At 62.4% G+C, this 21,550-nt stretch carries 24 protein-coding genes and 1 riboswitch; of the genes, 13 read left to right on the forward strand and 11 right to left on the reverse strand.

Features of this window, described 5'->3' with window-relative positions; translation table 11 throughout:
- Positions 1 to 47 precede the first annotated feature (47 nt).
- From ABMC89_RS12115 to ABMC89_RS12130, 4 genes are all read left to right on the forward strand, one after another.
- Positions 48 to 1,175, forward strand: coding sequence for an ABC transporter ATP-binding protein (locus ABMC89_RS12115; protein WP_349568184.1), 1,128 nt, complete (start codon positions 48 to 50; stop codon positions 1,173 to 1,175).
- Positions 1,176 to 1,266: 91 nt separating this feature from the next.
- Positions 1,267 to 2,142, forward strand: coding sequence for an ABC transporter permease subunit (locus ABMC89_RS12120; RefSeq protein WP_349568185.1), 876 nt, complete (start codon positions 1,267 to 1,269; stop codon positions 2,140 to 2,142).
- Positions 2,139 to 2,960 (forward strand): ABC transporter permease, encoded by an 822-nt coding sequence (locus ABMC89_RS12125; RefSeq protein WP_349568186.1) that lies wholly within the window; start codon positions 2,139 to 2,141, stop codon positions 2,958 to 2,960. Before ABMC89_RS12120 ends, ABMC89_RS12125 begins: the two co-directional genes overlap by 4 nt.
- Positions 2,957 to 4,285, forward strand: a complete 1,329-nt coding sequence (locus ABMC89_RS12130) for an NAD(P)/FAD-dependent oxidoreductase (protein WP_349568187.1) — start codon at positions 2,957 to 2,959, stop codon at positions 4,283 to 4,285. Before ABMC89_RS12125 ends, ABMC89_RS12130 begins: the two co-directional genes overlap by 4 nt.
- On the opposite strand, the gene ABMC89_RS12135 is transcribed toward ABMC89_RS12130, so the two are convergent.
- Positions 4,282 to 4,953 (reverse strand): flagellar hook capping FlgD N-terminal domain-containing protein, encoded by a 672-nt coding sequence (locus ABMC89_RS12135; protein ID WP_349568188.1) that lies wholly within the window; start codon positions 4,951 to 4,953, stop codon positions 4,282 to 4,284. The two genes, ABMC89_RS12130 and ABMC89_RS12135, sit on opposite strands and share 4 nt — an antisense overlap.
- Before the next feature lie 9 nt (positions 4,954 to 4,962).
- Positions 4,963 to 5,559, reverse strand: coding sequence for a flagellar hook-length control protein FliK (locus tag ABMC89_RS12140; protein ID WP_349568189.1), 597 nt, complete (start codon positions 5,557 to 5,559; stop codon positions 4,963 to 4,965).
- A 1,235-nt stretch (positions 5,560 to 6,794) separates the two neighbouring features.
- On the opposite strand from ABMC89_RS12140, the gene ABMC89_RS12145 reads away from it, so the two are divergent.
- Together ABMC89_RS12145 and ABMC89_RS12150 are read left to right on the forward strand one after the other, a co-directional pair.
- Positions 6,795 to 7,073 (forward strand): rod-binding protein, encoded by a 279-nt coding sequence (locus ABMC89_RS12145; RefSeq protein ID WP_349568190.1) that lies wholly within the window; start codon positions 6,795 to 6,797, stop codon positions 7,071 to 7,073.
- Positions 7,070 to 7,423 carry a flagellar biosynthesis protein FlgN gene (locus ABMC89_RS12150; RefSeq protein ID WP_349568191.1) on the forward strand — a complete coding sequence of 118 codons (354 nt, stop codon included), beginning with the start codon at positions 7,070 to 7,072 and terminating at the stop codon, positions 7,421 to 7,423. The genes ABMC89_RS12145 and ABMC89_RS12150 overlap by 4 nt, the downstream gene beginning before the upstream one ends.
- Positions 7,424 to 7,579: 156 nt before the next feature.
- Here the strand turns inward: ABMC89_RS12150 and ABMC89_RS12155 are convergent, their stop codons facing one another.
- Both ABMC89_RS12155 and ABMC89_RS12160 read right to left on the reverse strand, forming a co-directional pair.
- Positions 7,580 to 9,037 (reverse strand): flagellar hook protein FlgE, encoded by a 1,458-nt coding sequence (locus ABMC89_RS12155; RefSeq protein ID WP_349568192.1) that lies wholly within the window; start codon positions 9,035 to 9,037, stop codon positions 7,580 to 7,582.
- Between the two features lie 115 nt (positions 9,038 to 9,152).
- Positions 9,153 to 9,998 carry a flagellar motor protein MotB gene (locus ABMC89_RS12160; RefSeq protein ID WP_349568193.1) on the reverse strand — a complete coding sequence of 282 codons (846 nt, stop codon included), beginning with the start codon at positions 9,996 to 9,998 and terminating at the stop codon, positions 9,153 to 9,155.
- Between the two features lie 134 nt (positions 9,999 to 10,132).
- Between ABMC89_RS12160 and ABMC89_RS12165 the strand changes: the two genes are divergently transcribed.
- Positions 10,133 to 11,350: an MFS transporter gene (locus tag ABMC89_RS12165; RefSeq protein WP_349568194.1), complete on the forward strand. Its 1,218-nt coding sequence runs from the start codon at positions 10,133 to 10,135 to the stop codon at positions 11,348 to 11,350.
- Here ABMC89_RS12165 and trhO read toward each other — a convergent pair whose 3' ends face one another.
- Complete coding sequence (trhO, locus tag ABMC89_RS12170; RefSeq protein WP_349568195.1) at positions 11,351 to 12,241, reverse strand: oxygen-dependent tRNA uridine(34) hydroxylase TrhO; 891 nt, start codon at positions 12,239 to 12,241, stop codon at positions 11,351 to 11,353. It lies immediately after the preceding gene.
- Between the two features lie 95 nt (positions 12,242 to 12,336).
- Here trhO and pncA point away from each other — a divergent pair, with 95 nt between their 5' ends.
- Entirely contained in the window at positions 12,337 to 12,930 is a 594-nt protein-coding gene (gene pncA, locus ABMC89_RS12175; protein WP_349568196.1) for a bifunctional nicotinamidase/pyrazinamidase, read from the forward strand.
- Here pncA and ABMC89_RS12180 read toward each other — a convergent pair.
- Complete coding sequence (locus tag ABMC89_RS12180) at positions 12,927 to 13,415, reverse strand: NYN domain-containing protein (protein ID WP_349568197.1); 489 nt, start codon at positions 13,413 to 13,415, stop codon at positions 12,927 to 12,929. The genes pncA and ABMC89_RS12180 overlap by 4 nt on opposite strands.
- A 199-nt stretch (positions 13,416 to 13,614) precedes the next feature.
- Here ABMC89_RS12180 and pncB point away from each other — a divergent pair, with 199 nt between their 5' ends.
- Entirely contained in the window at positions 13,615 to 14,907 is a 1,293-nt protein-coding gene (gene pncB / locus ABMC89_RS12185; protein WP_349568198.1) for a nicotinate phosphoribosyltransferase, read from the forward strand.
- Between the two features lie 36 nt (positions 14,908 to 14,943).
- On the opposite strand, the gene ABMC89_RS12190 is transcribed toward pncB, so the two are convergent.
- Genes ABMC89_RS12190 through ABMC89_RS12205 form a run of 4 tightly spaced genes read right to left on the reverse strand, consistent with a single transcriptional unit; the run spans position 14,944 to position 18,372 of the window.
- Positions 14,944 to 15,771, reverse strand: a complete 828-nt coding sequence (locus tag ABMC89_RS12190; protein WP_349568199.1) for a metal ABC transporter permease — start codon at positions 15,769 to 15,771, stop codon at positions 14,944 to 14,946.
- The gene (locus ABMC89_RS12195; protein ID WP_349568200.1) at positions 15,771 to 16,631 is read right to left on the reverse strand and encodes a metal ABC transporter permease; all 861 of its coding nucleotides are present in this window, start codon (positions 16,629 to 16,631) and stop codon (positions 15,771 to 15,773) included. The genes ABMC89_RS12190 and ABMC89_RS12195 overlap by 1 nt, the downstream gene beginning before the upstream one ends.
- Complete coding sequence (locus tag ABMC89_RS12200; protein WP_349568201.1) at positions 16,628 to 17,482, reverse strand: manganese/iron ABC transporter ATP-binding protein; 855 nt, start codon at positions 17,480 to 17,482, stop codon at positions 16,628 to 16,630. Before ABMC89_RS12200 ends, ABMC89_RS12195 begins: the two co-directional genes overlap by 4 nt.
- Positions 17,479 to 18,372, reverse strand: coding sequence for a metal ABC transporter substrate-binding protein (locus ABMC89_RS12205; protein ID WP_349568202.1), 894 nt, complete (start codon positions 18,370 to 18,372; stop codon positions 17,479 to 17,481). Before ABMC89_RS12205 ends, ABMC89_RS12200 begins: the two co-directional genes overlap by 4 nt.
- A gap of 119 nt (positions 18,373 to 18,491) precedes the next feature.
- Here ABMC89_RS12205 and ABMC89_RS12210 point away from each other — a divergent pair, with 119 nt between their 5' ends.
- Positions 18,492 to 18,920: a Fur family transcriptional regulator gene (locus ABMC89_RS12210; protein ID WP_349568203.1), complete on the forward strand. Its 429-nt coding sequence runs from the start codon at positions 18,492 to 18,494 to the stop codon at positions 18,918 to 18,920.
- Here the strand turns inward: ABMC89_RS12210 and ABMC89_RS12215 are convergent, their stop codons facing one another.
- The gene (locus ABMC89_RS12215; protein WP_349568204.1) at positions 18,921 to 19,817 is read right to left on the reverse strand and encodes a DMT family transporter; all 897 of its coding nucleotides are present in this window, start codon (positions 19,815 to 19,817) and stop codon (positions 18,921 to 18,923) included.
- A 96-nt stretch (positions 19,818 to 19,913) separates the two neighbouring features.
- Positions 19,914 to 20,111, forward strand: a riboswitch (cobalamin riboswitch).
- Positions 20,112 to 20,147: 36 nt separating this feature from the next.
- On the opposite strand from ABMC89_RS12215, the gene ABMC89_RS12220 reads away from it, so the two are divergent.
- From ABMC89_RS12220 to ABMC89_RS12230, 3 genes are read left to right on the forward strand one after another with little or no spacing between them, the layout of a single operon-like run.
- Complete coding sequence (locus ABMC89_RS12220) at positions 20,148 to 20,318, forward strand: CbtB domain-containing protein (RefSeq protein ID WP_349568205.1); 171 nt, start codon at positions 20,148 to 20,150, stop codon at positions 20,316 to 20,318.
- A gap of 3 nt (positions 20,319 to 20,321) precedes the next feature.
- On the forward strand, positions 20,322 to 21,002 hold the full coding sequence (locus ABMC89_RS12225; RefSeq protein WP_349568206.1) for a CbtA family protein: 681 nt from the start codon (positions 20,322 to 20,324) through the stop codon (positions 21,000 to 21,002).
- A 30-nt stretch (positions 21,003 to 21,032) separates the two neighbouring features.
- A complete protein-coding gene (locus ABMC89_RS12230; protein ID WP_349568207.1) occupies positions 21,033 to 21,512 on the forward strand; it encodes a hypothetical protein in 480 nt (159 codons plus the stop codon).
- The last annotated feature ends 38 nt before the right edge of the window (positions 21,513 to 21,550 follow it).

Consider the following 21,550-nt stretch of genomic DNA (forward strand, 5'->3'; position numbering starts at 1 on the left):
CATGGCGCCGCCCCTTCGCCACCTTTCCTGCCTAGGAAGATATCCGCGTGAGCATTCCCGTCTTCGCCCCTTGGGACGATCCGAACGAAAAGCCCTTGATCCGTTTCAAGAACGTGACCAAGCGGTTTGGTAGTTTTACCGCAATCGATGACCTGACCCTCGATATCTACGCGAAGGAATTTTTCGCCCTGCTGGGTCCGTCGGGCTGCGGCAAGACGACGATGATGCGTATGCTCGCGGGATTCGAGACCGTGACAGAAGGCAAGATTGAACTGGCCGGACAGGATATCGCCGGCGTGCCGCCGAACAAGCGCGCCGTGAACATGATGTTCCAGTCCTACGCGCTGTTTCCGCACCTGTCGGTCTGGGACAATATCGCCTTCGGCCTCAAACGCGACAAGAAGCCGAAAGACGAGATCGCAAACCGCGTCTCCGAAATGCTCAAGCTGACGCGACTGGAAAAATTCGCCGCGCGCAAGCCGCACCAGATTTCCGGCGGCCAGCGACAGCGCGTTGCCCTCGCGCGGTCCCTCGCGAAAGCGCCGAAACTCCTGCTGCTGGACGAGCCTCTGGGCGCGCTGGACGCAAAGCTGCGTCAGGACACGCAGTTCGAATTGATGGACATTCAGGAGAAGACCGGCACCACCTTCGTGATCGTGACCCACGATCAGGAAGAAGCGATGACTGTCGCCTCGCGCGTGGCTGTCATGGACGAAGGGCGCGTGATGCAGGTGTCGACGCCTGCCGAAATCTACGAGACGCCCAACAGCGTCTATGTCGCCGATTTCATCGGTGACGTGAACATCATCAGCGGCACGGCGAAAGCGGCAGACGACGGTGTGTATTTCATTGACTGGGCCGTGAACCAGCCGCCGCTGCTCGCGACCTCCGAAAAGCCGTTCAGCGAAGGGCAGGAATGCCACCTTGCGATCCGCCCCGAGAAAATCGCGATCTCGAAGGAAAAGCCGGCCGAGGCTGAGAATGCGGTCGAGGGAAAGGTGCTCGATATCGCGTATCTGGGAAACCTGTCGACCTATCACGTCGAACTTCCGGGCGGTCAGATCCTTAAGGCGCAGACCGCCAACACCCGCCGCATCGCGCGCCGCGACATCACATGGGAAGACCCGGTTTGGATCCGCTGGAACAAGACCGCAGGGGTTCTGTTGGAGAAATGAAAACACCGGCGCTGACATGCCTGCGCGACTTGCGCCCCCTCGGGGGCCAGCAATCCGCACATCCGGCAGCCGCCGCACAGGGTCTGTCGTAATGCGCCGTTTTGCCCTGATCGCGGTGCCCTATGCGTGGCTTCTCGCTCTCTTTCTCGTCCCGTTCCTGATCGTCTTCAAGATATCCTTGTCGGACATCGCGCTTGCGATCCCGCCCTACACGCCCACGATGGAGGACGGTCTGGGCGCGCTGATCGAAGGGCTCGATTTCGAAAACTTCTGGTTCCTGACCACCGACGATCTCTATTACAAGGCGTATCTCAGCAGCCTCCAGATCGCGATTCTGTCGACGTTGCTGACGCTGCTGGTGGGTTATCCGATGGCCTACGGCATGGCCCGTGCGCCCGAAGAATGGCGGGCCACGCTGATGATGCTGGTGATCCTTCCGTTCTGGACGTCGTTCCTGATCCGCGTCTATTCGTGGATGGGCATTCTCAGCAACGAAGGTCTGCTGAACCAGTTCCTGCTCTGGCTTGGCCTCATCAACGAGCCGCTGACGATCCTGAATACCAATGTCGCGGTCTATATCGGCATCGTTTACACATATCTTCCGTTCATGATCCTTCCCATCTACGCACAGCTTGACCGGATGGACGACAGCCTGATCGAAGCCGCCGAGGACCTCGGCTGTTCGCGGCTCTCGGCGTTCTGGCTGGTTACCGTCCCCCTGTCGCGCAGCGGCATCATCGCGGGCTGTTTTCTGGTCTTCATCCCGGCGCTGGGCGAATTCGTGATCCCCTCGCTGCTGGGCGGATCGGGGACGCTGATGATCGGCAAGGTGCTGTTCGAGGAATTCTTCAACAACCGCGATTGGCCGGTGGCTTCTGCCGTTGCGGTCATCCTTCTGCTGATCCTGATCGTGCCCATCGTGCTGTTCCAGCGTAACCAGCAAAAGCAGGCGGAGGCCGAAACATGAAGCGTATGTCCGCCTTCAACGTCACCTCGCTTACGCTGGGATTTGCGTTTCTCTACCTGCCGATGGTGCTGCTGATCATCTACAGCTTCAACGAATCGAAGCTGGTCACCGTCTGGGCGGGCTTTTCCACCAAGTGGTACGGAGAGCTTTTGCGCGACGAGGCGTTTCTGGACGCTGCCTGGGTCACGCTGAAAGTCGCCGTGATCTCGTCGACCTTCGCCACCGTTCTGGGCACCATGGCCGCCTACGTTCTGGTCAACTCGGGGCGATTTCTGGGCCGCACCCTGTTTTCGGGTATGATCTACGCGCCGCTGGTGATGCCAGAGGTAATCACCGGCCTGTCGCTCTTGCTGCTGTTCATCGGGATCGGGCTGGACCGGGGCGTTCTGACCATCGTTCTGGCGCATACGACGTTTTCAATGTGCTACGTTTCGGTCGTGGTCTCGTCGCGGCTGGTCAGTTTCGATCGCTCGCTCGAGGAAGCCGCCCTCGATCTGGGGTGCAGCCGGTTCGATGCGTTCCGGCTCGTCACGTTGCCGATTATCGCGCCTGCCGTGATCTCGGGATGGTTGCTGGCGTTTACACTGTCTCTCGACGATCTGGTCATCGCGAGTTTTGTGGCAGGGCCAAGTTCGACAACCCTGCCGATCAAGATCTGGAGCGCGGTCCGTCTGGGCGTCACGCCCGAGATCAACGCGCTGTCGACCATCATGATCGGGATCGTCACCGTTGGCGTGATTTCGGCGTCTCTGATTTCCAAACGCAAGGCGGTCCGCGATGCCGCCGATATACGTGCCGCCGAACGTGCCACGGCATGAGGCGGATTTTCGACGACTACGCCTATAGCGACGCGCCGCGCGCCGGATGCTGGTGGGATGCGACCTGCGACATCGCGGACCGCTCCTCGCTGGAGCGGTCGGTGGATACCGACGTGGCCATCATCGGGGCGGGCTTTACCGGCCTTTCCGCCGCGCTGCATCTGGCCCAGGCTGGCATATCCGTGGTGGTGCTTGACGAAAAGCGCATCGGCTGGGGCGCGTCCGGGCGCAACGGCGGCTTTTGTTGTCTTGGCGGCGCGATGGCCTCCGATGACGCGCTGGACCACCGGTTCGGCAAGAACGGCAGGATCGCGTGGCGCCGAACCGAACTAGAAGCGACGCGGCTGGTCGACCGGCTGGTGCAGGCGAACGGTCTGGACGTGGATCGCCACTCCGACGGAGAGACCTGTCTGGCGCATCGTCCCAAGGACATGGACGACCTGCGCGAGGACGCCTTGCGCATCCCCGAGAATTACGGCGTCGATTGCGACCTGATCGACAAAAGCGATCTGCCGGCGCAGGGGATGAACGGCCCCTTTCACGGCGCGTTGAACATTCGTGCGGGTTTCGGGCTGAACCCGCGCAAATACATCGCGGGTCTTGCCACCGCTGCCGAAAACGCAGGTGCGCGGATTCACGAACGCAGCGCGGTGACGCAGTTGGTCAGGGCCGGCACCCGCTGGAAACTGACGGTTGGCGAAAACACCGTGACCGCGGACCGCGTGATCATCGCCACGAACGGCTACTCCGCCGAGGATCTGCCCGACTGGTTGTCGGCGCGGTACCTTCCAAGCCAGTCGAACGTGATTGTCACCCGCGCCCTGACCGACGACGAACTTGCGGCGCAAGGCTGGACAACGGATCAGATGGCCTATGACAGCCGCCGGTTGCTGCATTACTTTCGCCTGATGCCGGATCGCCGGTTCCTCTTCGGCATGCGCGGCGGGATCATGACCGGCACCGGCGCCGAGGCCCGCGCCCGCGCGCGCATTCGGCAGGATTTCGACAGGATGTTTCCCGCATGGAAGTCGGTCGAGGTCTCGCACGGCTGGTCCGGCATGGTCAGCATCGCCCGCGATATGCTGCCGTTTGTCGGCGCTCTGCCGGATCATCCCGGTCTGTTCGCGGGCCTGTGCTATCATGGCAACGGCGTCGCGATGGGCAGCTACAGCGGTGCGATCCTCGCTGATCTCGTGCAGGACAAGCAGCCCAATCTTGCCTATCCCCTCGCCATGCAGCAGCCGCTGCGGCGATACCCCTTTGGCCGTTTCCGCCGTGCGATCATGCCGTTCGTCTATGCGGCTTTCGCTTTCGGCGACCGCTAAAGTGCCTCCCGCAGGGCTGTTATGCTATCGGCCTCTGCCACGCTGCCACCCGCAAAGATCACCTTTGCCCCTCCGTCTTCGGTGCGCACTTCCGTGATCCGCCCGTAGGTTGCCGCCCCGGTCGTTGGCAGGGGCGATCCGGCGGCGTCAAACGCCTCGACCTCGTAGCGGTAGAGCCCTTGGGGAAATGGCGTGCCGTCATCCTTTACCCCTGCCCAAAGCGCCTCTTGCGCATTCAGCGGCAGGGACCGGCGATCCACCACGCGGTTCTGTTCATCCAGCACAACAAGAGACAGCTCAGCGGCATTCGGAGGGGGATCGGGCAGGATCGTGACCGGGCGTCCATCAAAATAGGTCGCGGATGTTGTGCGCGCCTCCATCCCGATCCATCCGGCAAGCTGACCCATTGTGCCGCCCCTCAGAGAGCCGGCAAGCGCCGAGAGCAGATCGTTGGACAGAACCTGCTGTTCGACCATGGAAAACTGCGCCAGCTGGGCGGCGTATTCGGAACTGTCCAGCGGCTCCAGCGGATCCTGATACTCGGCCTGCGTGGTCAGCATCTTGATGAACGTCTCGAAATCGGACGACAGAACGGCCTTTGCCTGCGGGGCGTTTGCGGCGAGCGCAGCGCTGGGCGCGGCACCGAGGCTGGCGATCGGGTCAGTCATGTTTGCTCCTCACAGTCGAAGGTCGAGACCCGTCGAGGGCTCGTTTTGCAGGGTGACGGCGGTGGGCGTATCGGCGGAGGGCGTCGCGCCGCCATCGGACGTGATCATTGCACTGTCGCCCTGGCCACCTTGCAGATTCTGTCCGCTATCCGCTCCTTTCCCGAAGGAAAAACTGATCGTCTCGAACCCCATGTGCCGGAAGCTTTGGCCCAGCTGGTCGATGTGCCGCCGCATCAGGTCGAGCGTTTCCGGACGCTCCGCGAGGATCTGGACGGTGATGTTACGCTCGTCGCGGGCGACCGAAAGCCGAACGCGCCCCAACTCTCGGGGGCTCATCACGATCTCGACCGGCTTTTGCGTGGCGGATGGCAGAATATCGACAAGCTGTCGCATGACCTGCGGCGCAGGTTCCGGACGCGGGGCGCCCTGTGCGGCGGATGTCTGACCCTGCGACAGGCGCGGTGGCTCCCAGACCAGATCGGTCATCGGTTCGGTCGCAATCAGCGATGATCCCTCGCCACTCTGACCTCCGGGGGGGGCTGGTGCTGCCACGGCCTGCACGATGCCTGTCGCGACGATAGCGCCCGATTTAGCGGGCAGCTGCACGCCAACCTCCGCTAAGGGTGGATCCGCACGACGAGGAAGCCCTTCCCGAGGTGGGAGGTGCTGCGCCATCATCTTCGCGGTATCGCTTTCAGGTACCGGGGGATACCCGGCCTCGAAGGGCGAAAAGCCGTGGCTGGCGTGGGCGATTCCTGCAGGGGCGGGATGCCCGCCCGGATTGCCAGCGATCGCGCTGACTTCTGCGTGGCTCCTGAGGAGCCGCTGTTGCAACGCTGCGGCGACAGTGCTGGATGGATGCGCCTTTGGGTTACCTGCTGGCGCGGCGTTATCCGCTGTAACGGCCTCTATCGGATCGCTGAAGGAGGGGTCCGTGCTGGCCGGGGAGGCAACGCTGGAAAGAGACAGCCGGGCTTGTGGATCACGACCCGCTCCACTGCGCGCGCTGGTTTTCGTGGCTGCGGATTCGGACTCCGATCCGGCCCCCTGCGCGGATCGTCCGGCGATGGTAACGGGTGGCTGCCCGCTCGGTGCCTCTGAAGCGGCAGTCTTGCCCGCGGCGTGCGATTCTGCGCGGCCGGGAAAGTCACGACCGTTTGGAAGCCCACTGATTTCTGAGTTCTCGAGGGCATCAAGGCCAGGCGGGCTGACCGATCCATGCAGCATCCCCGCACGCCCCGACTGCTCTGAAGGGGACCGATCCGTCCGTGTTGGCACGGTCTGCCAACCGGTCGGGAAGCCCGCTGATACAGCCGGATGATCTGCTTCCAGAGGCGGAGCAGAGGCCGAACCTTCCTGAACGCGCGCCTCTTGCCCGTCCCGCACATCTTCGGCGCTTGTTGCTGCATCCTTTGCATTGTCGCCCGTGGATTTTTGCTCCGGCGCGGGCCGCGGTGCTGCGCTCTCGGCATCTGTATCCGACGTGGCCTTGTCTAGCCCATCCGCCGATCTCTCCTTGTCCCTTTCGACTGCGGACTTGCCACTGGATAGAGGTTGCCCCTGCGCTTTTGCCCGCTTTTCCAGGGCCGCCGCGACGACAAATTCCGCGAAGCTATTGTGTTTTGGCCGGTCTGTGGCAGCCGCCGGGTTTGCCGATGTCGTTGCGTCCGCACCGGCAGGGGGCGCGTGTGTAAGGGATATCGAGGTCTCGGAGAGAGAGTGCATTCTGCGCCTTTCCGGTTGCGGTCTTTCTGGCGTGCAACATGACATCTGATCCTTACCGGTTGTTTACGGCTTCCCTGTCATCCTCCGGAAAATCCGATCAATTTGAGGAGACTGAAATGATTCCCCCCCTATCGAACACACAACCGGCGCAGGGCCTTGGCCCTGATCGCGACAAGGCATTGATGGATGCCGCCAAGGAGCTTGAGGTGACATTCCTTGCGGAAATGCTGGAATCCGCCGGTCTGGGCGAGCCGAGCGAGACATTCGGGGGCGGCGCGGGAGAGGACCAGTTCGGATCGCTGCTTATCCAGCATCAGGCACGGTTTATCGTTGACGGGGGCGGTATCGGATTGGCCCAGACCCTTTTCGAGACATTGAAGGAGCGCGCGAAATGACATCGGCTGCAAACCAGTTCGGCGAACTCGAAACCTTGCTCGAAGCCGAACGCGAGGCCCTTCTGGCCGGAGATCTCAGGCGCATCGCCGACCTTCTGCCCCGAAAGGAGGCGCTGGTCGCCACGGTCATGGAGAGAGGGTGGCAGGACCCGAAACCGGCGCAGGAGCTGCAATCGAGACTGGAGCGCAACCAGATGCTGCTTGACGGTGCCATGGAAGGCATCCGCAGCGTGGCTGCGCGGCTGAAGTCGCTGCAACAGGTGCGCGAAGCGCTCGATACCTACGACGCGGACGGCAAGAAGCGCAGCGTGAAGCGCCTGTCGGGCGGAAATGTCGAACGCCGCGCCTGATCCGGCGCTTTATTAAAATCGGGCAGAGACCGGATGACGGCATTAGGGCACCGTTAAGAGTTTGGAGGACAGATTGCACCTGCATCCGATCGCGGATGGCGCCGCGAACCCCCGGCACGGATCCGGGGGAACGCGGCAGTGGTCAGAAGGACAGTATCAGGCCGTGCTCGCACGGTGACCCCATCCGGCGCAAAGCGCCAAAGCGAAAGGAACATGCTTCATGTCGAGCATTATCACCAACAACAGCGCAATGGTTGCGCTGCAGACCCTCAAGCAGATCAACATGAACCTGTCGGAGACGCAAAACGCGATCGCGACAGGCAAGGACATTTCGTCCGCGAAAGACAACTCCACGGTCTGGATGACCTTCGCGTTGGACGAATAGGCGCGCTGGGTCTGGATCATCGACGTCAGTTCCGTCGCCACGTCGGTCGAGGATTCCTCGCGCGCGAAGGCCACGATGTCGCCGGTCGGCCCGTCCGACGCATCCCACAAGAAGTAGGATCCACTATCGACCGAAGGCTGGTAGGTCTGATCGTCTAGGGCGACCATGCCGTTCGGATTCGGCAGATCGACAAGCGGCACCTGATAGATCGTCCGCGTGACGCCGGTGTCGAAACTCGCGTGGACATAGCCGTTCGCATCGACCTCGACGCTGGTCATGTTGCCGACGGGCGATCCGTCCTTGGTGATGTTCACCGGCGCGAAGGTGTCCGACAGCTGGGTAAGCGCATCTTTCTGCCCGAGCAGGCCGATGTCGATTTCGATCGGACCACCGTCGACGTTGACGATCAACTTGCCGGTGGTGGCATCGTATGCGCCGCCGCTGACCGTTGTCACGGAGGCCAGTGTGCCGCCCGCGGTCCGGTCGTCCGCGAAGGTCAGGACATATTCGCCGATCGTGACCGTCGGATCGACTGAATCGGTCATCGTCATCGTCCATTCGTTCGATGATCCGGTGGCCGGAACGGTCGGGGTGAACGTGACATTGATGTTTTCGGACGTGCCGAGGTTGCCGTAGTATTCGACGGCCAGCTGTTGCGGCGCGCCCGCTGCGCCGGCCACAGTTTCTGTTGCGGGCAGGTTGACCCCCAGCGTCATCCGCGTGGTGGGCTCTCCGGTCAGCTGGTTTACGTTGATCTGTACCGGCTCCAGCCCGTCGTCGGTGTCGCGCGAATAGGTCGGGATCGACCCGTCCGCATTGGCGGGCCAGCCCAGCAGAACCAGCCCCGAGCCTGTCGTCAGATACCCCTCTGCGTCGGTCTTGAACGATCCGGTTGTGGTCAGCAGCAGGTTGGTTTCGCCGTTACCGACATTCAGGTCGGTCCGCTTGGCCACCGGGAGCATGCCGCGGCCCCGCACCGCCAGATCCGTCGCGTTCGATGTCGCCACGAGCGGGCCGCGCAGATCGATCTGCCGGTGTGCGCTGGCCCGAACACCGCCCGCAGAATACTGCGCCCCCCGGGACGAGATCACCATGGACTGGAAATCGGTCTGCACGCGTTTGTATCCGTAGGTCGACGAATTCGCGATATTGTCCGAAATGCTCGCGAGCCGCGTCGCGTTTGCTGACAATCCCGCGACGCCCGCGTTCAGTGAAGACGAAATGGTCATGAAGTGGCCTTTCTGCTCTGCCTCTGTGATCCGGCCCTCTTGGTATCCGCGTGCCTTTAATGTCGTGCTAACAGATAAAATGCGCTCTACTTCCCGCTCTGCCGCGCCGGGCGTTTCATCTGCCCTTGCGCAGCAGGATGATTTCCAGCCGGTCGTTTCGCGGCGCCATCCGGTTCGAGGTGACGGGTTCGCGGTCTGCGTGGCCGGTCACGCGCCGCATCCGGGCCTGCGCCATTCCCTGCTCCTCCAGCAGAAGACGCATCTGCGTCGCGCGCCGCTGCGAAAGCGCCCAGACCGGATTGTCGGCCAGCACCAGCGGCTGCGAGCGGACATGCCCTTCGACGGCGACAGGATTGCTCACCGATTTCGCAACCGCCGCGATCAGGGTCGCCAGATCCCGCAGCAGCTGTGTCGGCGTATCGGTATCCCCCTCGAAGATCGTCACCCCGCTGCGCGAGAAGACCTCGATCACCAGACCTTCGTCGGTGATGCGGGTGTTGATATGTTCCAGCGCGTTTTCCATCACCAGCGATTCGCCCCCGAACCCCTGCAACTGAGCGTCCAGACTGTTGAAAATCTCGTTCTCGGCGGCGGTTTCCTCGGCCTTGGGGTCATTGCCCACGCTGCCGCGCGCCTTGTTCTCTGCCGCCGGGCGCAGGGCCGATGCGCCGGTGCCGTTCTTCGGCAGGGTATCTTCGGTAAAGATACTCTCGCCGCCGAAGGCACCGTTGCCCCCGCCAGAAACCCGGTTGATCGGAATCGTCGGAGAGAAATAATCCGCGATACCTTTGCGTTGCTGTTCCGTTGTCGCGTTCAGCAGCCACATCAACATGAAAAAAGCCATCATCGCGGTGACGAAATCCGCATAGGCGACCTTCCAGGCACCGCCATGGTGCCCGCCGCCCTTGATGACCTTCTTGCGTTTGATGATGACCGGCGCCGCGTTTGTGCGCGCGTCCATAACCACTACCTTTTCTTCACCCGGCTCCAGAAGTAGCCCGACAGGTCTTAGCAAATCGCTAAACGCCTACCGTCAGGGTTAACGGGTGATGACGACCCTTGCGCTTTGGTCCGGTCTGCCCCCAGTGTGGCGGAATGGAACGCGATACCACCGACAGCCGCGCCGCATGGATGCGCCTTGGCATGACGCTGCTGACCGGCACTGTCATCAACGCGGGCATGTGGGCGATCATCGTCATCATGCCCGCGGTGGAGGCCGAGTTCGGCTCGACCCGCGCGATGTCCTCCATGCCCTATGTGCTGACGATGATCGGCTTCGCGCTGGGCAACTATTTTATCGGTCGCGCGGTGGACAGGTTCGGCGTGACGCTGTCGCTGATCGCAGCCGCCGTGATGGCCGCGCTGGGCTATGCGCTGGCGACACTGGCGGGCTCTGTCGTGTTTCTGTCGGCGGCCCAACTGATCATCGGTTTTGCCTCGGCTGTCGGGTTCGGGCCGCTGATCGCGGATATCTCGCACTGGTTTGAACGCAGGCGCGGGATTGCCGTCGCCATTGTGGCGTCGGGCAACTACCTGTCCGGGGCGATCTGGCCGATCATCCTTGCCGGTGTTCTGGCCGACAGCGGTTGGCGCAGCGTCTATCTGGTGATGGCCGTGCTGACGCCGATGGCCGTTGTGCCGCTTGCGCTGGCCCTGCGCGCGCGGGTGTCCGAGGAAACCACCGCCCGCGCAGAGCAGGTATCGGCGCAGAACGCGGCGTCAGCGGGGCTGAGCCCGCGCGCCTTGCAGTATCTTCTGGGCTTTGCGGGCATCGCCTGCTGCATGGCGATGGCGATGCCGCAGGTGCATATCGTGGCGCTTTGTGTCGGTCTGGGATACGGGCCCGCCGTGGGCGCGCAGATGCTGTCCATCATGCTGCTGGGCGGGGTCGTATCGCGAATCCTCTCGGGGCTGGTGGCGGACCGGCTGGGCGGTGTGCGCACATTGCTGATCGGGTCGGTCTTGCAGACCGTCGCGCTGTTTCTCTATCTGCCTGCGGGCGACATGGTCTCGCTCTACATCGTCAGCCTGATCTTCGGGCTGAGCCAGGGCGGGATCATACCCAGCTATGCGCTGGTTGTGCGGCAGTACATGCCCGCGCGTGAGGCGGGATCGCGGGTGGGTTTCGTGATGATGGCCACTGTTCTGGGAATGGCCTTGGGCGGCTGGGTGTCCGGGCTGATCTATGATCTCAGCGGCAGCTACAGGATGGCGTTCATCAACGGGATCGGTTGGAACATGCTGAACATCGCGATCATCGTCTGGCTGATCGCCCGAAGCCGCCCGCGCAGGGTTGCGCCGGTTGCGGCCTGATTACCACTTGCGCATTTTCGCCAGCGCCATCTGCTTCTGACGTTCGCGGAAACGGTTCTTGTCGTCTTCCGTGGTCTCTTCGATGCAGTTGTGGCACGACACGCCCGCCTCGTATTCAGGGCGCTCGGTGTCCTTCGGCAGGATCGGACGGCGGCAGCCGTGGCACAGGAGATGCGGGCCGGGTTTCAGCCCGTGTTCGACGCTGACGCGGTTGTCGAAGACAAAACAGGCCCCCTCCCAAGTGCTTTGCTCCTGCGGGACCTCCTCGAGGTATTTCAGGATACCGCCCTTGAGGTGATAGACCTCCTCAACCCCCTGACCCAGCAGGTAGTTGGTCGATTTCTCGCAACGGATGCCGCCGGTGCAGAACATCGCGATCCGCTTGTTGTGGAAGCGGTCCTTATTGGCCTCCCACCACGCGGGAAACTCGCCAAAGCTTTCGGTCTTGGGGTCGATCGCGCCCTTGAAGGTGCCGATGGCCACTTCGTAGTCGTTGCGCGTATCGATTACGGCCACGTCGTCCTGACCGATCAGGTCGTTCCACGCGTCGGCTGTCACATAGTGGCCCGTGCCCGCCAGCGGGTCCACGTCGGGCTGGCCCATGGTCACGATTTCGCGCTTCAGGCGGACTTTCATCTTGCCGAAGGGCGGCACATCGCTGTGCGATATCTTGTGCTCCAGATCGGCACAGCCGGGCAGGCCGCGCAGATGCGCAAGCACCGCATCGACAGCGCCCTGCGACGGCCCGGCAATCGTGCCGTTCACACCTTCATGGGCCAGCAGAAGCGTGCCGGTGATCTCGTGATCCAGACACAGTTTCAGAAGCGGCGGCTTCAGCGTCTCCGGATCCTCGAAGCGCGCAAAGTGATAAAGGGCGGCGATGGTATACATGGGTCGCCAAATAGGCCCGCGGGGGGCTGTTGCGCAAGAGGGTGCTGGGCTAAAACAACCTCTCAGACCGAACGCAGCTATTGATGAGGCCCGCCATGCACGCACTTCTTGTGATCGACGTCCAGAATGATTTCTGCCCCGGTGGCGCGCTCGAGGTCAGCGGCGGTGACGAGATCGTGGCGGGCATCAACGCGCTGATTGGCGAGTTCGATGCCGTGATCCTGACGCAGGACTGGCATCCGGCGGGGCATTCGTCTTTCGCCTCCGTACACGAGGGCAAGTCCCCGATGGAGATGATCGACATGCACTACGGCCCGCAGGTGCTCTGGCCCGATCACTGTATTCAGGGCAGCGAGGGGGCGGAGTTCCACCCTCTTCTCGACACGGACCGCGCCGATCTGGTCATCCGCAAGGGGTATAACCCCGCCATCGACAGCTACTCCGCCTTTTTCGAAAACGATCACAAGACGCCCACGGGGCTTGAAGGCTACCTGAGCACGCGCGGCATCAAGGAAGTGACCCTCGTGGGGCTCGCAACCGATTTCTGCGTCAACTTCTCCGCGGTCGATGCCGCGCAGCTGGGCCTGAAGGTGCACGTGCGCATGGACCTGTGTCGCGGCATCGACATGGATGGATCGCTTGATCAGGCGAAAAAGGCGATGACCGGCGCGGGTGTGGACCTGCGCTAGAGCCCTTTCAGGATCACGCGCTGCCCCTCCATCCGGCCCTTTACGAGGCGGATATTGCGCGATTCGCGCGGGCGGTCGCGGAACTGGTCATTGCTGACGACTGCAACCTTCTGGTCCTTCGCGAACCGCAGGATAAAGGCATCGGCCTCGGTCCTCGCGGGGCAGACCATGACGTTGCGCACCGGCAGACGCAGCGCGCGCGCGAAGCCGCCTTCGTCCAGAGACCGGTCGCCGACGTGGTGGCGCGACGACGCGTCCAGAAACACGACCGGCTCGAAACCGGATCGTTCCAGATGCCGGACGACCGACTTCAACGTCGACACAAGGGCGATGTTGTCGCGCCAGAACATCACATTCGTGCCGTCCACGGCGATGGAGCGCGCGGACCTCGCCGTTCCCTGTTTCGGACGCCGCTGCAGCAATAGAAGAGCACCGACAATGACCGCGCCAAGAGCGGCTATCGCGATCCAATCTGTGGGTTGCATCTGGTCCTGCCCTTTCTGCGCGCCTCACGGGCCTTCGATCCGCCGGATCGGTCATTCATACCGTTTTTGCAACTTTTACGTCCGAAAACGGCCTGTATACGGCAGGCAGCGGGCGCAAATAGGGATCTGCACGGGCGATTTGCCTTGTCAGTCACCGCGCATCTTTGGCACAACCGCCTGAACGCGAAAGGGAAACTACATGGTCGATATCGCCACGCGCGTCTGGAATCACAAGTGGAAGATCGATCCGATTGTTCGGTCGCTCATCGATACCGATTTCTACAAACTTCTGATGTGCCAGTCGATTTTCCGCAATCGTCCGGACGCGCAGGTGACGTTCAGCCTCATCAACCGCTCCACCCATATCCCGCTTGCCGATCTGATCGACGAGGGCGAGCTGCGCGAACAGCTCGATCATATCCGGTCCCTGTCTCTGTCGCGCGGCGAAAGCACGTGGCTGCGGGGCAATACCTTCTACGGCAAGCGACAGATGTTCCGCTCGGATTTCATGGAGTGGTTCGAGGGGCTGCGCCTGCCGCCCTACCATCTTGAACGCAAGGGCGACCAATACGAGCTGACATTCGAGGGGAAGTGGCACGAGGTCATGCTGTGGGAAATCCCGGCGCTTGCCGTGCTGATGGAACTGCGCGGACGTGCGGTTCTCGATGGTATGGAGAAATTCGAGCTTCAGGTGCTCTACGCGCGCGCCATGACGCGGGTCTGGGAAAAGGTCGAGGCGCTGCGCGACATCCCCGATCTGTCGATCGCGGATTTCGGCACGCGGCGGCGGCATTCGTTCCTGTGGCAGGACTGGTGCGTACAGGCGATGAACGAAGGTCTGGGCAAGGCCTTCACCGGCACCAGCAACTGCAAGATCGCGATGAAGCGCGAGCTTGAGGCGATCGGCACCAACGCCCACGAGCTGCCGATGGTCTACGCGGCCCTAGCCGAGGATGACGCGGCGCTGTTTCAGGCCCCCTACAAGGTTCTCGAAGACTGGCACGAAGAGCACGAGGGCAACCTGCGGATCATCCTGCCCGATACCTATGGCAGTCGCGGATTTCTCGACAATGCGCCGGACTGGCTGGCAGGCTGGACCGGTATCCGCATCGACAGCGGCGATCCCGAGACAGCGGCGAATATCGCTCTCGACTGGTGGAAGGCGCGGGGCGAAGACCCAAAGACCAAGCGGATCATCTTCAGCGACGGTCTGGACGTGGCCAAGATTCGCGAGCTTCACGGGATTTTCGCCGACAAGGCGAATGTCTCCTTCGGCTGGGGTACACTGCTGACCAACGATTTCCGCGGGCTGGTTCCCGATGACGCGCTGGCACCCTTCAGCCTCGTTTGCAAGGCCGTGAGCGCCAATGGCAAACCCACGGTGAAACTGTCTGACAATCCCAACAAGGCGATGGGCCCCGAGGACGAGATCGCGCGCTACAAACGGGTCTTCGACGTAGGCGCGCAGGACGCGCTGGACGTGCTGGTCTAGCCTCAACCCCGTTCTCTTGGCGAGGCGGGCGGGGCGTCAGGTCTTGACGGCGCTGCGGGCGCGAATGCTCTGTCGGATAAAGCCCGCGATGAAGATCGCGGTCAGGATCAGGATGATCGTCGGGGCGGGCGCGCTGTCCAGATAGAAGCTGACGTAGACACCGGATAGTCCCGAAAACATCGTCACGGCGACCGCAACCGGCAGCATATGTGAAAACTGCCGCGTGAAGAGGAACGCAATCGCGCCGGGTGCGATCAGCAGGCCAATCGACAGGATGATCCCCACCGCCGACAGTGTGGCCACGATGGTAAGCGAGATCAGCGCCAGCAGTCCGTAGTGCAGCAAGCCCACCCGCAGGCCCACGGCCTGTGCCTGCACCGGATCGAAGGCGTGCAGCATCAGGTCCCGCCGCTTCGCGATCAGCGTGGCCGAGACGAAAAGCGCGATCAGACCGGCTGTCCACAGATCCGACGTTCCGATCCCCAGCATGTTGCCGAACAGGATGTGGTCAAGATGCACATCGGTCGAGATTTTCGTGTAGAGCACGATGCCGAGGCCGAACATGCCGGAAAAGACGATGCCCATCACGGTATCCTGTTTCACGCGGCTGTTTTCCGACAGAAAACCTGTCGACAGCGCGCAGATCATGCCCGCGCAAAATGCGCCCACGATCAGCGGCAGGCCCAGAATATAGGCCAGAACCACCCCCGGCAGCACCGCGTGGCTGATCGCGTCGCCCATCAGCGACCAACCCTTGAGCACCAGATAGCACGACAGCAGGCTCGTCGGGACGGCAATGATTGCCATGATGAAGAACGCATTCTGCATGAAGGCGAACTGGAACGGTTGCAGCAGTATCTCCATCAGTGCGGCCCCTCCAGTGCGGCAGCGGCGCGTCTGCGTGCCGCCAGATACCCGTGTTTCGGTGCCAGAACGAAGGCCAGAAGGAAGATCGCCGTCTGAAGGGTCACAATGATCCCGCCGGTTGCCCCGTCCAGAAAGAAGCTGAGGTAGGCCCCGAAAAAGCAGCTCAGCGTGCCGATGGTGACACTGACGATCAGCAGACGCGGGAAGCGGTCGCACAGAAGATACGCCGTGGCCCCGGGCGTAACCACCAGTGCGATGACCAGAAACGCGCCAACGGTTTGTAGCGCGGCCACGCAGGAGGCCGCCAGAAGCGTGAAGAAAACCACGCGCAGGACATTGGGCCGCAACCCGACAGAGCGCGCGTGGTCCTCGTCGAAGAACGTAACCATCAGGTCTTTCCATTTTGCCAGAAGGATCGCGAGGGTGGTAAAGCCGATGATGGCCAGTTGCAGCGTATCGCCCGGCGTGATGGCAAGGATATTGCCCATCGTGATCGTCTGCACGCTGACAGAGGTCGGCGACAGCGACACCATGAACAGGCCCAGCCCGAAAAACGATGTGAAGATGAGGCCGATGATCGTGTCTTCTTTCAGCCCCGTGCGCTGGTTGAGAAACAGCATCGCCCCCGCCGCCAGTCCGCCTGCGACAAAGGCCCCCAGCGCGAAGGGCAGGCCCAGCATGTAGGCCCCCGCCACGCCGGGCACGATGGAATGGCTCAGCGCGTCGCCGATCAGCGACCAGCCTTTCAGCATCAGGTAGGCCGAAAGAAACGCGCAGATCGCGCCGACCAGAGCACTGACCCACATGGCGTTGAACATGTAGCCGTAGGAAAAGGGCAGGAGCAGCGTCTCTATCACTCCGCATCTTCCTTCTGTGTCTCGTCGCCGTAGACCACGAAGGGGCGTTCGTCATCGGTGATCACACGGACCGACCGCCCGTCGTCGTCATCGTGCAGGTCGGACCCGCCCAAAACGAAATGGCGCAGCACGCCGCCAAAGGCGCGCTCCAGATTTTCGTGGGTGAAAGTGGTTGCTGTCGGCCCGAAGGCCAGCACCGTTTCCTTGACCAGAACGGTGTGGTCGCAGAACTCCGGCACCGACCCGAGGTTATGGGTCGATACCAGCATCACCCGGCCCTCGTCGCGCATCTCGCGCAGAAGCGATACGATCGCGTCTTCGGTTTTGACATCGACGCCGGTGAAAGGTTCGTCCAGCAGGATCACCTGCCCCGCCTGCGCCAGTGCGCGGGCGAGGAAGACGCGCTTGCGCTGGCCGCCCGACAGCTCGCCAATCTGGCGGTGGCGGAAATCGCTCATGTTCACGCGGGCAAGGGCGTCTGACACGGCTGCATGGTCTTCGGCGCGCGGGCGACGGAAGAAGCCCATATGCCCGTAACGGCCCATCATCACCACGTCCTCGACCAGAACCGGAAAGGACCAGTCGACCTCTTCGGATTGCGGGACATAGGCGACGATGTTCTTGGCCAGTGCTTCCTTTACGGGCATGCCCATCACGGTGATCGTACCGCGCGCGGCCGGAACAAAGCCCATGATCGCCTTGAACAGGGTCGATTTACCCGCGCCGTTCACACCGACAAGGCCGGTGATGCTTCCTTTCGGGACCTCGAATGTCGCCTTCCGCAGAGCCGTGTGGCCGTTGCGGTAGGTGACCGTCACATCCCGCGCCGAGATGCCGGAGGTTTCGGTCATCGGGTCAACCCTTCGGCGATGGTTTCGGAAGTGACGCGCAGCAGATCCAGGTAAGTGGGAACCGGGCCGTCGGCCTCGGTCAGGCTGTCGACGTAAAGCATGCCGCCGTAGGCCGCGCCGGTTTCACGCGCAACCTGTTCGGCAGGGGCTTGGCTGACGGTGGATTCGCAAAAGACAGCCGGGATATCGTTCGCGCGCACGGTGTCGATCACCTTGCGTACCTGCTGCGGGGTGCCCTGGCTGTCGGCGTTCATCGGCCAGAGATAGAGCTCCTTCATCCCGAAATCGCGGATCAGATAGCTGAACGCACCTTCGCAGGTCGCCAGCCACCGCTGCTCTTCGGGAACCGCCATGATCCGGTCGCGCAGGGGCTCGATCACCTCGCGGATGCTCTGCTTGTAGGCCTCCGCATTGGCGGCGTAGATCTCGGCATTGTCCGGGTCATGCTCGGCAAAGGCATCGCGGATGTTGTCGATATAGATCAGCGCCGATGTCAGGCCCATCCACGCGTGCGGGTTCGGTTTGCCCTCGTATTCGCCTTCGACGATCGAGATCGGGTCAATGCCGTCGGTGATCGTTGCGGAGGGGATATCGCTCAGGTTGGACAGAAACTGCTCGAACCAGAGCTCCAGATTGAGGCCGTTCCACAGGATCAGGTCGGCGTCTTGCGCACGGATGATATCGCGCGGGGTCGGCTGGTACCCGTGAATTTCAGCGCCGGGGCGGGTGATGCTTTCGACGATGGCGGCGTCACCGGCGACGTTGCGCGCCATGTCGGCAATCACGGTAAAGGTGGTCACAGCCTTGAATTTGTCTTCCGCCTGCGCGGGGGCCGCGGTGCTGACAGCAAACGCGAGCGCGGCGGCGATGGATGTAAGATTTTTCATCATGGTTTTGTTTCCCTCGGGGAATGTTCAGGTTTTTGCTTATGAGAACTATTCACAAGTGTAAACAAGAATGATAACGATTCTCAAAGATAGGACCTGATTGAGAAAATGGAGCCAGTTCGATGAGCGACAAGAGCGACGAGACAGAAAAACTGGCCGCTTCCCTGCGAAAATCAGGCATCCGCGTGACCAAGCAGCGTGTCGCGCTGATGAGCGTTCTGGCCAGTGCCGACGATCATCCCGACGCCATCGAGCTCCACGACCGCGCCCGCGCAATCGAACCGTCGGTCTCGCTCGCCACGGTCTATCGCACCCTGTCGGTGCTCGAAGAGGGGGGCGTCGTCCACCGCCACAGCTTTGACGGGGGCGGGGCGCGATTCGAAACGACCCACGACGACCACCACGATCACATTCTGGATGTCGACACCGGCGAGGTGACGGAATTCCAGTCAGACAAGATCGAAAAGCTTCAGGACGAGATCGCGCGCGAACTGGGGTACGAGGTGGTTCATCACCGGCTGGAGCTCTATTGCCGCAAGATCAAGGGCTGATCAGGCTCTCGCGGCGCGGCGCACGCTGCGTTCGCGCCAGATGATGATCATGCCGCTGGCAATGATCAGCAACGCACCCGGAAACAGCTCGTCCCACGGCTGTTCGTCGAAGAACACCCACCCCAGCACAAAGGCCAGCGGGATCCCGAAATAGTTGAACGGGGCAAGGTTGCTCTGTTCGGTCATGCGGAAGGCCATCGTCAGAAGCAGCACGGCAGAGCCGCCGAACGCCCCCATGGCGACGATCCACCACAGATCGCTGGTCTGTGTAACAGGGGTGAAGCCACCGGTCATCAGGGCCAGAACCAGCCCGCCGATCATCGCAACGCCGGTCGAGTAGAGATTGATCAGCGGTGTCGGCACGTCATCGTCCACCAGCCGCGCCATCACACCGATCAGCGCATAACCCGCCGCAGCGCCCAGCGGCAGCAAGGACGCGGGCGTAAAGGCGTCGGCGCCGGGGCGCACGATCCAGATGACACCGGCAAACCCGACCATCACGGCAGACCAGCGCAGCGCGCCGACCCGCTCGCCCAGGATCGGGACGGCGAATGCCACGGCAAAGATCGCGTTCGAATAGGTGATCGTCGCGGCTGTGGCAAAGCTGATCAGCCCCAGCGAAAGGTAGAAAGAGAACTGCGAGAAGGTCAGAATCACGCCGCGCAGCGCGGCCAGTTTCCACTGGCGCACCTTCACGATCCGGCCCCGCGCGTGCCAGTCGCGCGACATATACAGCACCACCATCGCCGGAATCAGCCCGAAGACATTGCGGTATGCCGAAAGCTCGGCGGCCTGAAAACGTGGCGAGAGATATTTGATGATCAGGCCCATCGCGTCGAAAAGACAGATGGCCAAAAGCATGAGGGCAATGGCGGCAAGTGTACGGTCTGTCTTCATCGGCGCATGATGTGTCGGATTTGGAACGAAGGCCAGAACCCGCACGCGCATTTTCTGCATTTTCGGGGAATTGTCTTGCGTGGCTCCGGTGAATCCGCGTAACTGGAGAGGCTTGGTGCCCATCCACGGGCCGAAAAGGGAATTCAGGAGGAGCATCGCCTCTGATCTGAAGCCGCCCCCGCGACTGTTAGCGGCGAGCCGTTGCCCCGTATGCCACTTACCTCGATGGGTGGGGAAGGCGGGCAAAGGCACCGACCCGCGAGCCAGGAGACCTGCCAGGCAAGAACGTGTCAGAAACGCCGTCGGGGTGACGGCCAGGAGTGTGTAGATATGAAGACCGAAATCAAGACAGTCGCAGCAGAACGCAGCGCCGCCCTTCCCGCGCTTTTCGCGGTCATCCTCGGTGTTGCCGTGGTGACGATGACGGGCCACCTGCAGGCGGATACGCTGCACACCGCGGCGCATGATATGCGCCACGCAACCGGCTTCCCCTGCCACTAACCCATGCTTCCCAAATTGCTGACCAGCGCGTTGTTCGCTGGTGCTGCCGCAGGTCTGATTGCCGGCCTGTTGCAGCTTTTGTTCGTTCAGCCGGTGTTGTTGCACGCCGAGCTGTATGAAAGCGGCGCACTTGTGCATTTCGGTGCGGCGCAGGTTTCTGCCACGCCCGACCTGCCCGGATTTGATCCGGTGCGCGACCTCCTCAGCGTCGTTTTCACGATGCTCACCTATACCGGCTACGCCTTCATCCTCGTCGCGCTGATGCTGGTCGCCGACGAACGCGGCGCCGAACTGAACGCACGGACCGGCCTTCTGTGGGGCGTGGCGGGCTTTGTCGCGGCGCATCTTGCACCGGGGTTCAGCCTCGCGCCCGAAGTGCCCGGTGTCGCCGCTGCCGATGTTGGCGCCCGCCAGATCTGGTGGTTCGCCACCGTGATCGCGGCTGCCGTTGCGCTGTGGTTGATCGCCTTCGGGCGCAACTGGGCGCTCTGGGGGGTGGCGGTGATCCTGCTGGCCGCGCCCCATATCATCGGCGCGCCGCAGCCCGACAGCTTTATCGGCCCGGTTCCCACCGAACTCGGTGCCCTTTTCGCCGCACGCGCTCTGGGCGTTGGCCTCGCGTCTTGGGTTTTGCTGGGCGCTTTTGGTGCCTATTTTCTGGATAAGGAGCAGCGCCGCGCCTGACCGCGGCGTTTCATCGACCGGGAGCCGACAATGCGCTGTTTCTTTCTGTTTCTCATCGGGCTGACATTCGGCGCCGCGGGCGGGTTTGTCTACGCTGCGGCGAATGGCCTGACGCTGGACGGGCATGACCACGCCGATCCCGCCCAGCACGCGGAGACCGACCACGCGCGGATGCACGAGGAACCTGTCGATCTGGCTCCCGCCGATGCGCCCTCGCTTGAGGTGGAGGTGATCAAAGACCCGTTGGCGGGCTATAACCTCCACGTGATAACCGAAGGGTTCACATTCTCGCCCCGGAACGCCGGGGGCGCGCATGTCCCCGGCGAAGGCCACGCGCATGTCTACGCAAACGGGGTCAAACTGGGGCGCCTTTACGCGCCCTGGGTGCATCTGGACGGGTTGCCGCAGGGGCCCGTCGAGATCGAGGTGACCCTGACAGCCAACGACCACAGGCCGCTGGCCGCAGGCGGCACCCCGATCTCTGCCAGCACGACCGTAACGGTGGAGTAACGCCACCCCTCCAAGCGGCGCTTTCTGCGCCCGTCGAT

The sequence above is a fragment of the Sulfitobacter sp. HNIBRBA3233 genome (genome assembly GCF_040149665.1).
Classification (GTDB): Bacteria; Pseudomonadota; Alphaproteobacteria; order Rhodobacterales; family Rhodobacteraceae; genus Sulfitobacter; species Sulfitobacter marinivivus.

What these genes read in the sequence shown, in the direction of transcription:
- ABMC89_RS12120 (WP_349568185.1), top strand. Translation starts at nt 1,267, where the DNA reads ATGCGCCGTTTTGCCCTGATCGCGGTGCCCTATGCGTGGCTTCTCGCT.
- ABMC89_RS12125 (WP_349568186.1), top strand. Translation starts at nt 2,139, where the DNA reads ATGAAGCGTATGTCCGCCTTCAACGTCACCTCGCTTACGCTGGGATTT.
- ABMC89_RS12130 (WP_349568187.1), top strand. Translation starts at nt 2,957, where the DNA reads ATGAGGCGGATTTTCGACGACTACGCCTATAGCGACGCGCCGCGCGCC.
- ABMC89_RS12135 (WP_349568188.1), bottom strand. Translation starts at nt 4,953, where the DNA reads ATGACTGACCCGATCGCCAGCCTCGGTGCCGCGCCCAGCGCTGCGCTC.
- ABMC89_RS12145 (WP_349568190.1), top strand. Translation starts at nt 6,795, where the DNA reads ATGATTCCCCCCCTATCGAACACACAACCGGCGCAGGGCCTTGGCCCT.
- ABMC89_RS12150 (WP_349568191.1), top strand. Translation starts at nt 7,070, where the DNA reads ATGACATCGGCTGCAAACCAGTTCGGCGAACTCGAAACCTTGCTCGAA.
- ABMC89_RS12155 (WP_349568192.1), bottom strand. Translation starts at nt 9,037, where the DNA reads ATGACCATTTCGTCTTCACTGAACGCGGGCGTCGCGGGATTGTCAGCA.
- ABMC89_RS12160 (WP_349568193.1), bottom strand. Translation starts at nt 9,998, where the DNA reads ATGGACGCGCGCACAAACGCGGCGCCGGTCATCATCAAACGCAAGAAG.
- ABMC89_RS12165 (WP_349568194.1), top strand. Translation starts at nt 10,133, where the DNA reads ATGGAACGCGATACCACCGACAGCCGCGCCGCATGGATGCGCCTTGGC.
- trhO (WP_349568195.1), bottom strand. Translation starts at nt 12,241, where the DNA reads ATGTATACCATCGCCGCCCTTTATCACTTTGCGCGCTTCGAGGATCCG.
- pncA (WP_349568196.1), top strand. Translation starts at nt 12,337, where the DNA reads ATGCACGCACTTCTTGTGATCGACGTCCAGAATGATTTCTGCCCCGGT.
- ABMC89_RS12180 (WP_349568197.1), bottom strand. Translation starts at nt 13,415, where the DNA reads ATGCAACCCACAGATTGGATCGCGATAGCCGCTCTTGGCGCGGTCATT.
- pncB (WP_349568198.1), top strand. Translation starts at nt 13,615, where the DNA reads ATGGTCGATATCGCCACGCGCGTCTGGAATCACAAGTGGAAGATCGAT.
- ABMC89_RS12190 (WP_349568199.1), bottom strand. Translation starts at nt 15,771, where the DNA reads ATGGAGATACTGCTGCAACCGTTCCAGTTCGCCTTCATGCAGAATGCG.
- ABMC89_RS12200 (WP_349568201.1), bottom strand. Translation starts at nt 17,482, where the DNA reads ATGACCGAAACCTCCGGCATCTCGGCGCGGGATGTGACGGTCACCTAC.
- ABMC89_RS12205 (WP_349568202.1), bottom strand. Translation starts at nt 18,372, where the DNA reads ATGATGAAAAATCTTACATCCATCGCCGCCGCGCTCGCGTTTGCTGTC.
- ABMC89_RS12210 (WP_349568203.1), top strand. Translation starts at nt 18,492, where the DNA reads ATGAGCGACAAGAGCGACGAGACAGAAAAACTGGCCGCTTCCCTGCGA.
- ABMC89_RS12215 (WP_349568204.1), bottom strand. Translation starts at nt 19,817, where the DNA reads ATGAAGACAGACCGTACACTTGCCGCCATTGCCCTCATGCTTTTGGCC.
- ABMC89_RS12220 (WP_349568205.1), top strand. Translation starts at nt 20,148, where the DNA reads ATGAAGACCGAAATCAAGACAGTCGCAGCAGAACGCAGCGCCGCCCTT.
- ABMC89_RS12225 (WP_349568206.1), top strand. Translation starts at nt 20,322, where the DNA reads ATGCTTCCCAAATTGCTGACCAGCGCGTTGTTCGCTGGTGCTGCCGCA.
- ABMC89_RS12230 (WP_349568207.1), top strand. Translation starts at nt 21,033, where the DNA reads ATGCGCTGTTTCTTTCTGTTTCTCATCGGGCTGACATTCGGCGCCGCG.